This is a genomic window from Sutterella seckii (genome assembly GCF_009183815.1).
GTDB classification, from domain to species: domain Bacteria; phylum Pseudomonadota; class Gammaproteobacteria; order Burkholderiales; family Burkholderiaceae_F; genus Sutterella; species Sutterella seckii.
Window position 1 is genome coordinate 1 of sequence record NZ_WEHX01000073.1, and the last position, 13093, is coordinate 13093.

General features: G+C 61.8%; 9 protein-coding genes and 1 pseudogene. 2 read left to right on the plus strand and 8 right to left on the minus strand.

What is annotated here, in order from left to right:
- Window positions 1-160: 160 nt before the first annotated feature.
- A complete protein-coding gene (locus tag GBM95_RS09020) occupies window positions 161-424 on the plus strand; it encodes a hypothetical protein (protein WP_152158800.1) in 264 nt (87 codons plus the stop codon).
- Window positions 425-517: 93 nt separating this feature from the next.
- On the opposite strand, the gene carB is transcribed toward GBM95_RS09020, so the two are convergent.
- The 3 genes from carB to GBM95_RS09035 form a co-directional block, all read right to left on the minus strand.
- Entirely contained in the window at window positions 518-3763 is a 3246-nt protein-coding gene (carB, locus tag GBM95_RS09025; RefSeq protein WP_152158801.1) for a carbamoyl-phosphate synthase large subunit, read from the minus strand.
- Between the two features lie 71 nt (window positions 3764-3834).
- Window positions 3835-5019, minus strand: coding sequence for a glutamine-hydrolyzing carbamoyl-phosphate synthase small subunit (gene carA / locus GBM95_RS09030; protein WP_152158802.1), 1185 nt, complete (start codon window positions 5017-5019; stop codon window positions 3835-3837).
- A 350-nt stretch (window positions 5020-5369) separates the two neighbouring features.
- On the minus strand, window positions 5370-6248 hold the full coding sequence (locus GBM95_RS09035; RefSeq protein ID WP_152158803.1) for a DMT family transporter: 879 nt from the start codon (window positions 6246-6248) through the stop codon (window positions 5370-5372).
- A 189-nt stretch (window positions 6249-6437) separates the two neighbouring features.
- On the opposite strand from GBM95_RS09035, the gene GBM95_RS09040 reads away from it, so the two are divergent.
- Window positions 6438-7724 carry a M20/M25/M40 family metallo-hydrolase gene (locus tag GBM95_RS09040; protein ID WP_152158804.1) on the plus strand — a complete coding sequence of 429 codons (1287 nt, stop codon included), beginning with the start codon at window positions 6438-6440 and terminating at the stop codon, window positions 7722-7724.
- Between the two features lie 81 nt (window positions 7725-7805).
- Here GBM95_RS09040 and ccmI read toward each other — a convergent pair whose 3' ends face one another.
- From ccmI to GBM95_RS09065, 5 genes and pseudogenes are all read right to left on the minus strand, one after another.
- Window positions 7806-8804, minus strand: a complete 999-nt coding sequence (ccmI, locus tag GBM95_RS09045; protein ID WP_152158805.1) for a c-type cytochrome biogenesis protein CcmI — start codon at window positions 8802-8804, stop codon at window positions 7806-7808.
- Window positions 8805-8816: 12 nt separating this feature from the next.
- Window positions 8817-9491 carry a cytochrome c-type biogenesis protein gene (locus tag GBM95_RS09050; protein WP_226963251.1) on the minus strand — a complete coding sequence of 225 codons (675 nt, stop codon included), beginning with the start codon at window positions 9489-9491 and terminating at the stop codon, window positions 8817-8819.
- Window positions 9492-9496: 5 nt separating this feature from the next.
- Entirely contained in the window at window positions 9497-11449 is a 1953-nt protein-coding gene (locus tag GBM95_RS09055) for a heme lyase CcmF/NrfE family subunit (RefSeq protein WP_152158806.1), read from the minus strand.
- A 157-nt stretch (window positions 11450-11606) separates the two neighbouring features.
- Window positions 11607-12419, minus strand: a complete 813-nt coding sequence (locus tag GBM95_RS09060; protein ID WP_152158807.1) for a peptidylprolyl isomerase — start codon at window positions 12417-12419, stop codon at window positions 11607-11609.
- 216 nt (window positions 12420-12635) lie between these two features.
- Window positions 12636-13093, minus strand: a pseudogene (locus GBM95_RS09065) (amidohydrolase); the annotation flags it as partial.

A 13093-nucleotide genomic window follows, 5' to 3' on the forward strand; every position in this document is an offset into this window, starting at 1 on the left:
CCGGGTCAACTTTGCTCGGGTCAAGAAAAAGCGCCCGATTCGACAGTGAGGGTCACTTTATCCGTCCAAAAGTGGGTCAGTAGATAGTGTCCTCTAACAATGCCTCCTACCCGATTCCTGGTCTCCGGATGAATACGACAATCCTGGAATTGCTTCTGACGTGTTGAATAGCACGGCAAATGCCTCCGCAAAGATCGACTGGAAGCGCTATGAACCGGGAACGGACGGCATGCCGCTGGAAGTGTTGGGGCCGAAACTGATGAAGGCAATGCGCATTGCGGTGTCTCAGGGCGGCATGGGACTTCCGATCTTCATGAACAATCCTCATGAGAGAGAAAGAGCCCTGATGATCGCGGACCGACTTGCGGAAATCGGCGAAGCGCGAATTGCAGAGAAGCTCCGTAAAGTCTGCTCTCGGTCGTAGCCGATGCGCTTCATCGCGCAGAAAAAAGAGTCGGCCATGGCAGAAGTACGCCATGACCGACCTGTCAACTAAAAGTTATTTTTGACCGAGCTTTTAGTCGACCTTCCCCTGATGAAGGCTCTGGAGATCCCTCACCTTTTCGGAGAGCTCTCCGTGACGGATGCCTTCAGCAGCGGCGAGGCCGCCCGCCATCGTCGTGTAGTAGGTCGTCTGCTCAGCGAGGCACGTCTGACGGATCGCGCGGGCGTCGTCGAGTTCGTTCTCGTGTTCGGCAACCGACATGATGACGAGCTGGATTTCCTTATTCTTGATGAGGTCAAGAATGTTGGGACGCCCTTCGTGCACGCGGTTGACGCTGCGGCAGGGAATGCCCGCAACCTGAATCACCTTCGCGGTGCCGGCAGTCGCAATGAGCTTGAAGCCCGCATGATGAAGTTCGTGCGCCGCAATCGCCACCTTGGGCTTGTCCGAATCGCGAACGGTGATGAAGCAGAGACCGCCCGCAGGAAGCTTCGAGGCTGCGGCGAGCTGGCTCTTTCTCAACGCTTCGCCGAAGTCGCGGCCGATCCCCATCACTTCGCCCGTGGAGCGCATCTCCGGCCCGAGGACCGGATCAACGCCCTGGAACTTCGCGAACGGGAAGACGGCTTCCTTGACGCTGAAGTACGGGGGCGCCTTTTCGAGCTCCTCAACCGTGAGGCCCTGGTCGACGAGCTTGTCGCCCACCATGCAGCGGACGGCAATCTTCGCGAGCTGGTGGCCCGTTGCCTTCGAAACGAAGGGAACCGTACGGGAAGCACGGGGGTTGACCTCAAGCACGTAGACCACCGGGTTCTCTGTATGGGCGTCCTTCACGGCAAACTGCACGTTCATGAGGCCCACCACCTTGAGGGCCTTTGCCATTTCGCGCGTCTGGCGGCGGATTTCCGCAACGAGCGACGGCGCAAGGCTGTAGGGCGGGAGCGAACATGCGGAGTCGCCCGAATGGACGCCCGCCTGCTCGATATGCTCCATGACGCCCGCGACCGCAACGACATCGCCGTCGCAGACCGCATCCACGTCCATTTCAACCGCGTCGTCAAGGAACCGGTCGAGGAGCACCGGCTCCTCGGGGCTCACCTTCACGGCTTCGTGCATGTACTTGATGAGGCGCTCAGGCGTATGGACGATTTCCATCGCGCGGCCGCCCAGCACATAGGACGGACGAACCACGAGCGGATAACCGATTTCCTCAGCCTTGGCAAGCGCCTCTTCCTCGGTATAAGCCGTACGGTTGGGCGGCTGACGGAGGCCGAGCTTTTCAATGAGCGCCTGGAAGCGACCGCGGTCTTCCGCACAGTCGATCGCGTCCGGGGTCGTGCCGATGATGGGCACGCCGTGGGCTTCGAGCGCGCGGCAGATCTTGAGCGGCGTCTGGCCGCCGTACTGCACGATCACGCCCTGGGGCTTCTCGACCTCGCAGATGGCAAGCACGTCCTCGAGCGTCACGGGCTCGAAGTAGAGACGGTCGGAGGTGTCGTAGTCGGTCGAAACGGTCTCCGGGTTGCAGTTCACCATGATCGACTCCCAGCCGTCCTCGTGAAGCGCCATGGAGGCGTGCACGCAGCAGTAGTCGAATTCAATGCCCTGCCCGATTCGATTCGGGCCGCCGCCGAGAACGATCACCTTCTTGCGGTCGGTAGGCGCGGCTTCGGAAACGCGGCTTCTCTCGAAAGTCGAATAGAGATACGCCGTCGTCGTCGCAAATTCGGCGGCGCAGGTGTCAACACGCTTGAAGACCGGCTCGACGCCGAGCACGCGGCGGGCTTCGCGGACTTCATTTTCGTGGCAGTCGGCAAGAAGCGCCGCGATGCGCTTATCAGAGAACCCGCGGGACTTCAGGGCCCAGAAGTCGTTTTCGTCGAGTTCGTTCAAATTGTGTCCCTCGATCGACTTCTCGATCTGAACGAGCTCCTCGATCTGACGCAGGAACCAGCGGTCGATCTTCGAGAGCTCGAAGATTTCATCGACCGTCATGCCGATGCGGAAGCCGTCGGCCACATAGAAGAGGCGTTCGGGTCCGGGTTCTGCAATCTCGCGCAGGATCTGATTCTTATCGATCGTGATCGGGTCGAGACCGCACTTTCCGGTCTCAAGCCCCCGGAGCGCCTTCTGGAGCGACTCTTCGAAGGTGCGGCCGATTGCCATCACCTCGCCCACGGACTTCATCTGGGTCGTGAGGCGGTCGTCGGCGGCCGGGAACTTCTCGAACGCAAAGCGCGGCACCTTGGTGACGACGTAGTCGATCGCGGGCTCGAACGAAGCCGGGGTCTTGCCGCCCGTCATTTCGTTCCTGAGTTCGTCGAGCGTGTAGCCGACGGCAAGCTTGGCTGCGATCTTCGCGATCGGGAAGCCCGTCGCCTTCGAAGCGAGGGCCGAAGAGCGCGAGACGCGCGGATTCATCTCGATCACGATCATGCGGCCGTTCTTCGGATTGACCGCAAACTGCACGTTGGAGCCGCCCGTGTCGACGCCGATCGCGCGAAGCACCGCCATCGAGGCGTCGCGCATCGCCTGGTATTCCTTGTCGGTAAGGGTCTGCGCGGGGGCGACCGTAATCGAATCGCCCGTATGCACGCCCATCGGATCTAGGTTCTCAATCGAGCAGACGATGATGCAGTTGTCCGCCTTGTCGCGGACGACCTCCATCTCGTACTCCTTCCAGCCGAGGAGCGACTCCTCGATCAGCACTTCGCTCGTGGGGGAGAGTTCAAGACCGCGCGAAACGATCGTGATGAACTCCTCCATGTTGTAGGCGATGCCGCCGCCCGTGCCGCCCAGCGTGAAGCTCGGGCGGATGACGGCGGGGAAGCCCACGGTCTTCTGAATCTGAAGCGCCTCTTCGAGCGTATGGGCGGCGCCCGAACGGGCGGACTCGAGCCCGATCTCGCTCATGATTTTCTTAAAGCGCTCGCGGTCTTCCGCCTTGTCGATCGCTTCGGGCGTGGCGCCGATCAATTCGACGCCGTAGCGGCGCAGAACGCCGTGGTGCGCGAGATCCATCGCGCAGTTGAGCGCGGTCTGGCCGCCCATCGTCGGGAGAATCGCATCGGGGCGCTCCTTTTCGATAATGCGCGCCACCGTCTCCCAGTTGATCGGTTCAATGTAGGTCGCGTCCGCCGTCTGCGGATCGGTCATGATCGTCGCAGGGTTGGAGTTGACGAGAATCGTGCGGTAGCCCTCTTCGCGCAGCACCCGGCAGGCCTGCACGCCCGAGTAGTCGAATTCGCAGGCCTGGCCGATGATGATCGGGCCGGCGCCGATGATGAGAATGGATTGAATGTCTGTACGCTTCGCCATTTTCTTCTGAGCTCTGATGTCTTCTGTTCTGTCTGTCTTCTCTATTGCGGATGCCTTCCGGGGCGCCTCACTCAGCGCCGGCGGTATTCGGCAAGGCTTTTGGCGAACTTCTCAAAGAGCGGATCGAGATCGTGCGGGCCGGGGCTCGCTTCCGGGTGGCCCTGGAAGCAGAAGGCGGGCTGGCCGACGAGCTCAAAGCCCTGAAGCGACCCGTCAAAAAGCGAGCGGTGCGTCACGCGCGCGTTCTCAGGAAGGGTCTCCGCATCCACCGCAAAGCCGTGGTTCTGGCTCGTGATGGCGACGCGCTTCGTCGCGACGTTCTCAACCGGGTGGTTGGCGCCGTGGTGGCCGAACTTCATCTTGAGGGTCTTCGCGCCCACGGCAAGACCCATGATCTGGTGGCCGAGGCAGATGCCGAAGAGCGGGACCTTCGCCTCGATCGCCTTCTTCGCCACCTCGATCGCATACGTGCAGGGGGCGGGATCGCCCGGGCCGTTCGAGAGGAAGATGCCGTCGGGGTCGTACGCCATCGCGTCCTCAAACGAGGTCTTCGCGGGAACGACCGTCACGCGGATGCCGCGGTCGGCGAGGAGTCTGAGGATATTGGTCTTGATGCCGAAGTCGTAGGCAACGACGTGGTACGGGAACGCCACGGGCTGGCGGAATCCGGCGGATTCGCCCTCGCGCGAGGGCTCCCAGCTCCCTTCGGTCCATTCGTAGACTTCCTTCGTGGTCACCGTCTGAGCCAGGTCCTGTCCCGCCATGGAGCCCCAGCTCCTCGCGGCGGCAAGCGCCCGGGCGACGTCTTCGTCCGAAAGCTCCCTGCCCGGTTCAGCCGTGAGGATGGCGCCGGGCTGCGCGCCCGTTTCCCTCAGGTGAATCGTGAGCGCACGGGTATCGATGCCGCTGATGGCCTTGACGCCCGCTTCCTTGAGCGCCTCCGGCAGGGACTTCTTCGCGCGCCAGCTGCTCGCGATGTCGGTCGCCGCCTTGACGATGAGGCCCGCCGCATGAATCGCGCGGCTTTCCATGTCCTCGGGGTTCACGCCCACGTTGCCGATGTGCGCGCAGGTAAGCGTCACGAGCTGCCCGGTGTAGGACGGATCCGTCAGGATTTCCTGATAACCGGTCATGGAAGTATTGAAGACGACTTCGCCGGTCGTCATGCCGCTCGCGCCGATGCCTTCGCCGTGAAAGACGGTGCCGTCGGCGAGGACGAGCAGAGCTTCAGGCCGGGTTCTTTGAATAAGTGCCACGATGGATTTCCTCTCTGGGGTATCAAGGGATTGCAGAGGTTCTCGGAAACCGGCGGGCGTGCTCGGAAACGCTTCGGGAAGCGCAGGAGACCTGCCGGGAGAAGCCCTGTTTAAAAGCATTCCGGGAAGTCTATCGGCGCCATATTTGCCATCATTTGGTGCCACCTAGGTAAAAAGACCTAGGCCGCTTCAACGCCGTCAACGCCCTCCTTAGTGTTGATTTTTTGTCGACAATTGAAGGGGTTAGCGGCGAACGCGGTTGGAGGGAGTCGGGACTTTTTTCCGCTCTGCACCTCAGGAGTGCACGCCTCCGTTTCCGTCTCTTTTCCAGCGTTTCGCGCGGGTCTTTTCTACCCGGCGGAGGATGCGCTTTTCCGGGTCTTCCGGCGTTCGAGCATGGTGGCCGCAGCCGATGCGCCGATGATGAGGACGATCCCGATCAGGGCTTCGACGCCGACCTTTTCGCCGAAGAGAAGGAAGCCGAGCATGGCCGCAAAGGGAATGCCCGAAAAGTAGAAGACGGAATTGACGAACCAGTTCCCGTACTTCCAGCCGCCCGCGCGGCAGAGCTGCACGATGAGGACGATGAGGCCGATGAGAAGGACCTTCGGTTCCGTTGAGATGAGGCCCTCAGCGCCCCCGCGGTAGAAGAATCCGCCGATGAGGCCGGCCGCAAGGCAGAAGGTCGAGAGGTAGAAGGTCGTGCGGACCACCGGCTCCCCGCGCTTTCCGACGGTGCGCAGAAGGAGCGTCGAGCAGGCGGCGGAGAAGCCCAGAATGCCGCCGAGGATGAGATGCCGGATCGTCAGGCCGTCCGCGGTCGGATTGAGAACGAGAATGCAGCCCCCGAACCCGACCGTGAGAATGGCGGCGAGCGTGAGGAAGCTCACCCGGCTTTCCTGCTTCATCACCCGCATGATGAGAAGGATGAAGAAGGGAGACGTATAGAGCATGCATTCGGCCGAGCAGACCGGAATCTCCTGCGCGAGGATGATGGCCGAGACGGAAGCGCAGAGCCCCGTGCAGCCTCTTGCAAGGTGAAGCCGCCAGCAGGGAGCCAGAAAAGGCGTCCGGATTCTGATCATCCAGAACGTGCAGAGAATCGAGACGCCCAGATACTGCGCCGTCATGAGCTCAAGAAAATCATGCGTCGTGCCGATGCTGCGGATCAAAGCCGTTTCACAGGCGCCGAAGAAGGCAGAGAGCAGAATAAGAAGGCTCGAGCTCATGGGGGGTCAGGGAAATCTTGCCGGAGATGGCGAAAGGCCATTCTATCGATTGAAAATGCTAATTGACTACCTCTAAATATGTAAACTCGTCTCCCCGGGAATTTCTCTTCTGGAAAAACATCCGACGAGAGTGCATGATTTTTGCCATCCGCAATTCATGCTTTGGAAACTCAAAAGGAGAAGCTCAAGATGACGCAGGCAAACATTCCTCCGATTTCACCCGCGGCCCGGGATGCGCTCGAGACCATTGCGGGACTCCCCGAAGTTCAGAAGGCGCTCGAATACATTCACGACCGCACGGACGCCGCCATCCGGCTCCAGGTCGAGCTCTGCGAAATTCCGGCCCCCACCTTCAGGGAAGAAGTGCGCGCGAAGCGCATCGTCGAGCTCATGCACGAATGCGGGCTCGAGGATGTAGCGATCGACGGCATCGGAAACGTGGTCGGCCGCTGGCAGGGAACGGATCCGAATGGGCCGCTTCTTGCGATCGGCGCGCACATGGATACGGTTTTCCCGGAAGGGACCGACGTCACGGTCCGACAGGAAGGAAACCGCTATTACGGGCCCGGGATCGGCGACAACTGCGCGGGACTGCGCGCGGTGCTCGAGACCCTTCGCGCCATGAAGGCGGCGGGCATCCGCACGAAAGGGAGCATTCTCTTCATGGGCACCGTGGGCGAAGAGGGCTTGGGCGACATCCGGGGATCAAAGTACCTCTTCGACCAGTCGGGACTTCCCGTCGACGGGCTTCTCGCCGTCGACAACACGGACGTGGGCCGCATCCTCTACGGCGCCATCGGCTCGCACCGCTGGAGATTCACCGTGAAGGGTCCGGGCGGCCACAGCTACGGCGCCTTCGGCGTCACGCCGAGCGCCATTCACGCGATCTGCATTGCGGGCGCCAAGGTCGCCTACCTCAAGGTCCCCGATGAGCCGAAGACCACCTTCACGATCGGCACGATCCGGGGCGGGACGTCCGTCAACACCATTGCCGCGGAATGCTCCGTCGACGTCGACATCCGCAGCCTCGCGATGGAGCCGATGCTTAAGCTCGAGAAGGAAATCCGCGAAGCGTTCGCCGCCGGCGTTGAGGAAGAAAACCGCATCTGGGGGATTACGGACCCCGAAAAGAAGCTCCGCCTCGTCGAGGAGATGATCGGCGACCGTCCGGCGGGGCTCAGGCCCCACGACTGCCCGGTGCTCCAGGCTTCGCGCGCCGCTCAAGCCGAGCTCGGCATTCCGCTCACCAACTACGGCTTCTCCTCCACCGACGCCAACAAGCCCATGAGCATGGGGATTCCCTCCACCTGCCTCTCCGCGGGCGGAAAGCAGATGCGAACCCATACGATTCATGAATACTTCGACGCCGTCGACATTCATCTCGGGCCGCAGCTCATCATGCTCTCGGCGCTCGCTCTCGTCGGCACGGATGCGACCGACCCGATGCTCCCGGTCAGGGATCATGCAAAAGCTTAAAAAAGACCCGCGTTGACCGAAAAAAACCTCCGGCAGACCATCAGATCCGTCCGGAGGTTTTTCTTTTCTCCTCGCAAAGCGTCAGCGCTTCAGGGGGTTGAGACCCACGCCGTCCTCGCCCATTTCAGGAGCGGCCGACATGCCGCCGCCCATCTTCATCATCTTGTCGAGGTCGCTCTCAGGCTTCTTTCCTGCCGGATCCGGCGGAACGGACTTGAGGCCTCCCGCATCGAGCGTCATCTGGAGCTGCTGCGCCAATGCGTCATGAACCTCGTTTCCTTCCGGAATCTGTGTCAGCAGACGGTTAAAGTAGATCGCGGAATTTTTATAGTCGCCCTCTTCGAAGGCCGCCGCGGCGCCGATCATGAGCGCCTTCTGGTGCCAGGGATCGATTTCAAGCGCTTTTTTGGCAAGTTCCCCCGCCTTCACGAGGCTTGAGGGATCAAGCGCAATCTTGATGTCCGCGAGCTCGGCCCAGGCGTTGGCGTTCTTTGGCGCAAGCCGCGTCACGTTTTCGTACGCAAGCTCCGCCTGAGAGAGATTTCCCGTGGCGTTGTACTGCTCGGCAAGAATCTCCCACGCTTCCAGGTTGTCGCGGTTCTTTTCCACGGAGGCTTCAAGCGACGCCACCGTTTCCGTCATATTGCGCTCCGACCTCGCCTGCTCGCGGGTCGTGCGGATCTGCTCGATCGCCTTTTCGTCGAGTGACGAGAAGTCGCCGTACCAGAGGTAGGCGCCGATTGAGGTCGCCGGAATGATGACGGCAAGCGCCGCCGCGGTAACGAGCGGGAAATGCTCGACGTTGCGGTGCTTTTCGGCCGTCTCAGGCGCGGTCTCGTCGATCACGCGGAGCGCAAGCTCGTCCTCGCGGTCGAAGAAGTCCTTGTCCGAAACGCGGCCGGCCTTTCTGAGCTCCACGAGATGATCGTATTCGTCCCTGAGGCTCGCGATGTTTTCGGCCGTTCGCGTCCATTCGCCTTCCTTGTTCGACTTCCCCGAAAGGAGCCGCCAGGCGAAGAGCCCGATCACGCCCGCCATCAGGAGGATGGCGACAATGCAGAAAATAATTTCGTACTTCATCTTGCCGCCTCGTCAGATTTCAGGTCGATAGTTCGGGTTGGGCTTCACCTCGCCCTTCTCGAAGATGAGTTCGCCCCGGAGGATTTTCTTCGCGCGCTCGACCGCCTCCGGCGTCGCCTCGCGGCGGCGCTGAAGCGCCTGCGCCCGGCGGGTGACGACGATGCGCGTCATGCCCCAGAGGGCGAGAAGGAAGAAGACGCCGGGCCCGAGCCAGAGGAGCCACGTCTTCGCCTTGAAGGGGGGCTTGAAGAGCACGTAGTCGCCGTAGCGGTCGACCATGAAGTCGATGATCTCGTCATCGGTCTTCCCGGCCTTCACCTGTTCGGCAACCTCGCGCCTCAGGTCGATGGCGAGCTGCGCGTTCGATTCGGCAATCGTTTCATTCGCGCAGACGAGGCACCTCAGCTGCGTGCTGATTTCATAAACCCTGGGGTTCGCCTTCGGATCGAATTCGGAGGGCCTTGCCTCGGAGGGCTTGAGGCTCTGAAGATCCACGGAGGGAGCGCCGCCCGAAGCGGCCATTCCGGCCGCATCCATAAAGGCCTGGGCGGAGCGCGACTTTTCCGTTGCCGTCACCGACCCCATCTGCGGAGCGGAATTTTCCGCGGCCGCCGCTTCAAGCGCCGTCGCTGAAAGGAGCGCGAGCCCGAGGGCGAAAATGCTTCCCTTGAAAGTATTCATGGTCATTTCCTTCAGGCTCCCTTCCTGTCGTCGGTTCTGCGGCGGCGGTCGAACATGGCGAGGATGCCGCCCGCGGCCATAAAGAGCGTGCCGATCCAGATGAAGAGCACGAAAGGCTTCACGTAGGCGCGCACGACCCAGCCGTTCCCGTCCTGCGTCGGGGTCGCGAGCGACACGTAGACGTCTTCATGCGGACGGTGAATGATCGCGGCTTCCGTCATCGACATCGAGGTGACGGAGTCGTAGTTTCTCTTTTCGGGTTCAAGGAGCGCGATTTCCTTTCCGCTCGAAGCGTCGAGCACGGAGATCGAGCCCTTCGCAGCCGTGTAGTTGGGACCGCGGTACTCCACCCAGCCGTTGTACTGGAAGGTGACGTCGCGCACCGTAACCACGTCCTTCGGATTCATGGTCACATTGCGCTCAACCTGATATTCAGAGACCGCAACCGCGCCGAAGATCAGCATGGCGAGCCCGAGGTGCGCCAAATGCATGCCCCACCACGGCAAGGTCTGCCCGAAGACGCTCCGCTTCTGCGCGCGCGCCGTACGGGCGTAGCGCACCCAGTCGGTGACGGCGCCGAAGAGAATCCAGTAGGCGAGGAAGGCGGCGAGCGCCATGACGGCGTCCCAGTTGCCCAGCATGAAGGGGGTCGCAATGCCGAGGATGACGGAAGCCGCAAAGGCGGGCGCAAGCATCCGGCCGAGCTTCCCTGCGTCCTGCATGCGCCAGGCGCAGACGGCCCCGATCGGGAGGAGGAGCGACAACGGCACCATGGAGCTTCCGAAGACCGCATCAAAGTACGGCCCGCCCACGGTGATCCTGCCGCCGCCCACGGCGTCGAGGAAGAGCGGATAAAGGGTCCCGAGGAGGACGATCGCCATCCCGACCACGAGGAGGAGGTTGTTCCCCATGAGGAGCGACTCGCGCGAGATCCACCCGAAGGTCGAGATGCTCCCCACCGAGCTCGCCTTAGACGCAAAGAGGAGGAACGACACCCCGATCACGATGCAGAGGAAGACGAGAATGAACATGCCGCGCGTCGGATCGGACGCAAAGGCGTGAACCGATGTGAGAACGCCCGAACGCACGAGGAAGGTGCCGAGAAGCGACAGCGAAAAGGTGAGGATCGCGAGGAAGACCGTCCAGATCTTGAAGGCGCCGCGCTTTTCCGTAACGGCAAGCGAATGCATGAGCGCCGTGCCGGTAAGCCACGGCATGAAGGACGAATTCTCCACCGGGTCCCAGGCCCACCAGCCGCCCCAGCCGAGCTCGTAGTAGCTCCAGTAGGAGCCGAGGCTGATGCCGAGCGTGAGAAGCACCCAGGAAGCGGTCGTCCAGGGACGCATCCAGCGCGCCCAGGCGATGTCAAGCCGCCCGCCGAGGAGCGCCGCAACCGCGAAGGCGAAGGGAACCGCAAAGCCCACGTACCCTAAGTAGAGGAGCGGCGGATGGAAGATCATCCCCGGGTCCTGCAGGAGCGGATTCAGGTCCGCCCCCTGGGGCGCAGGCGGAAAGAGCCTCAGGAACGGGTTCGAGGTCGTGAGGATGAAGAGGTAGAGCCCGAACGCGATGAGAAAGAGCGTCCCCAGAATGCGCGCGAGCACCTTCTCGGGAAGCTTTCTCGCCGAGAGCGCCACGGCAAGGATCCACCAGGTGAGCGTCGAAACCCAGAAGAGGATCGAGCCCTCGTGCGAGCCCCAGACGGCGGCGAGCTTGTAGAACCACGGCAGCGCGTCGTTGGAATTCTTCGCTACGTTGAGGATCGAAAAATCGCTCGTCACAAATGCGTAGGCAAGCGAACCGATCGAAAGGGTTGCGGCAAGGGCAAGCGTAATGGCGGCCGCCGCACCGGTGCGCATCCAGCTTCTCACGTCAAGCTGCGCGCCCGCCAGCGTCAGGAGGCCCCCTACGGCACTGATGACAAGCGCCAGGATAAGGGCGAAATGCCCGATCTCTGCTGTCACGGTGGATCTCCTCTTCTCCGGGGAGTTCTTGGGATTGATCAAACACGAAAACGCCGCCCTGCTCCGCCCCGATCCGTATTCGGGAATGCGGCGCGGACGGCGCTCGAGGCATCTGACTCCGGAGAGGCTTCCGATGAGCCTCCCCGCTCATCAGACATTACTTGGCGGCAACGTCCTTGACGTCAGCGCGAAGGATCTGTTCATGAATGAACTGCTGGACCTTGCGCTGCATGAGGAGGTGGCGGAGCTCTTCCTTGCGGTCTTCAAACTTCGGGAAGAGCTGGGCGGGACGTTCGTCCTCAACCTTGACGATGTGGAAGCCGGCAGGCGACTGCACGGGCTCCTTGGCCATTTCGCCCTTCTTCAGGCCGCGGATCGCTTCGGCGAGCTGGCCCGTGTAGACGGAGGGAGACTGCCAGTCGAGGATGCCGCCAACGTCCTTGGAGCCGTCGTCGAGAGACTTCTCGGCGGCGAGCTTCGCGAAGGAAGCGCCCTTGTTGATTTCGGCGATGAGCTTCTTCGCTTCGTCGGCCGACTTCACGAGGATGTGGCGGACGCGGACTTCCTTATCGCCCCAGCGGTCGGCTTCCTGCTTGTACTGAGCCTCGATTTCCTTTTCGGTGACCGGGTTCTTCTTCAGGAATTCGCGAACGGCATGGTTTTCAAGAACCATGTTGGTCGCGCGGGCAACGTCGGCCTGCACTTCGGGGAGCTTGTCGATGCCCTGCTTGCGGGCATATTCGCCCATGACGACCTGCTCGATCATCATCTGGCGGACCTGATCCTCGATCTGCGGGTTCGAGATCATTTCATGCGGATTGGGATTGCTCGAGATGGCTTCGCTCGCAAGCGCTTCCTGCTGGGCCTTGGTGACGAGCTGGCCGTTGACCGTGAAGTCCTTGAATTCGGCCATGGCGGCGCCGGAGGCAAGAGCGAGGGCGAGCGCAGCGGCGATCGTAGTCTTCATCATTTTGTGTCTGATCCTTCTGGTGAACATCCCTTATGAAGTTCCCGCGGGTCTCTTGAATTTAGAGCGGCCTCTCTGAGAAGCCGCTCCGGACGGGAACCCTGAATGGAAGGATTTATACGCGGAGAAGATTTAGCCAACCTTACAGACTAGATCGAAAGCAGAATGCGGCGGCTTTTCGCTTCCGTTCCGCCGCTTCTCAGCCCGCCTCTCAGATCTTTACCGCCAGTTGCCGAGGAGCGCCACGATAAGGTTGGTCCACGTGTCGTAGAGAGTCACGAGCGCGCGTTCGTCGAAATCAACTGCGGGCTTTACGGCATTGCCCGCAAAGGCGCCGCCCACGATGAAGTAGCCGGCCTTTCCGCCCGCATCCTGGACGGATCGCATGAGGAGCGTCCCGTCGTCGGAACCGTTGACGGCCCAGTAGGGAACAACCTTCGCGCAGCCTCTCGCTCTTCTTGCGCAGACGGTGATGAGCTGGGAAATCGCCGCATCAGGGACGAAGTCGATCGCCTCGCCCACGATCTTCTGCCGGCATTCAACGCCGTAGCTCATCGCCGCGCCCTGAGCGCGCAGGAGCGCGTCGGCCGCAAGGTCGCGGTTGACGGCGGCGTTTTCGCCGCGCACCTCGACCTCCATCCAGGCGTGCGAGGGAACGATGTTCCGGCCTTCGCCCG

Excerpts from the sequence above, each read along its gene's own strand:
- carB (WP_152158801.1), bottom strand. The coding sequence starts at position 3,763 with ATGGCGAAGCGTACAGACATTCAATCCATTCTCATCATCGGCGCCGGC.
- GBM95_RS09035 (WP_152158803.1), bottom strand. The coding sequence starts at position 6,248 with ATGAGCTCGAGCCTTCTTATTCTGCTCTCTGCCTTCTTCGGCGCCTGT.
- GBM95_RS09040 (WP_152158804.1), top strand. The coding sequence starts at position 6,438 with ATGACGCAGGCAAACATTCCTCCGATTTCACCCGCGGCCCGGGATGCG.
- ccmI (WP_152158805.1), bottom strand. The coding sequence starts at position 8,804 with ATGAAGTACGAAATTATTTTCTGCATTGTCGCCATCCTCCTGATGGCG.
- GBM95_RS09050 (WP_226963251.1), bottom strand. The coding sequence starts at position 9,491 with ATGACCATGAATACTTTCAAGGGAAGCATTTTCGCCCTCGGGCTCGCG.
- GBM95_RS09060 (WP_152158807.1), bottom strand. The coding sequence starts at position 12,419 with ATGATGAAGACTACGATCGCCGCTGCGCTCGCCCTCGCTCTTGCCTCC.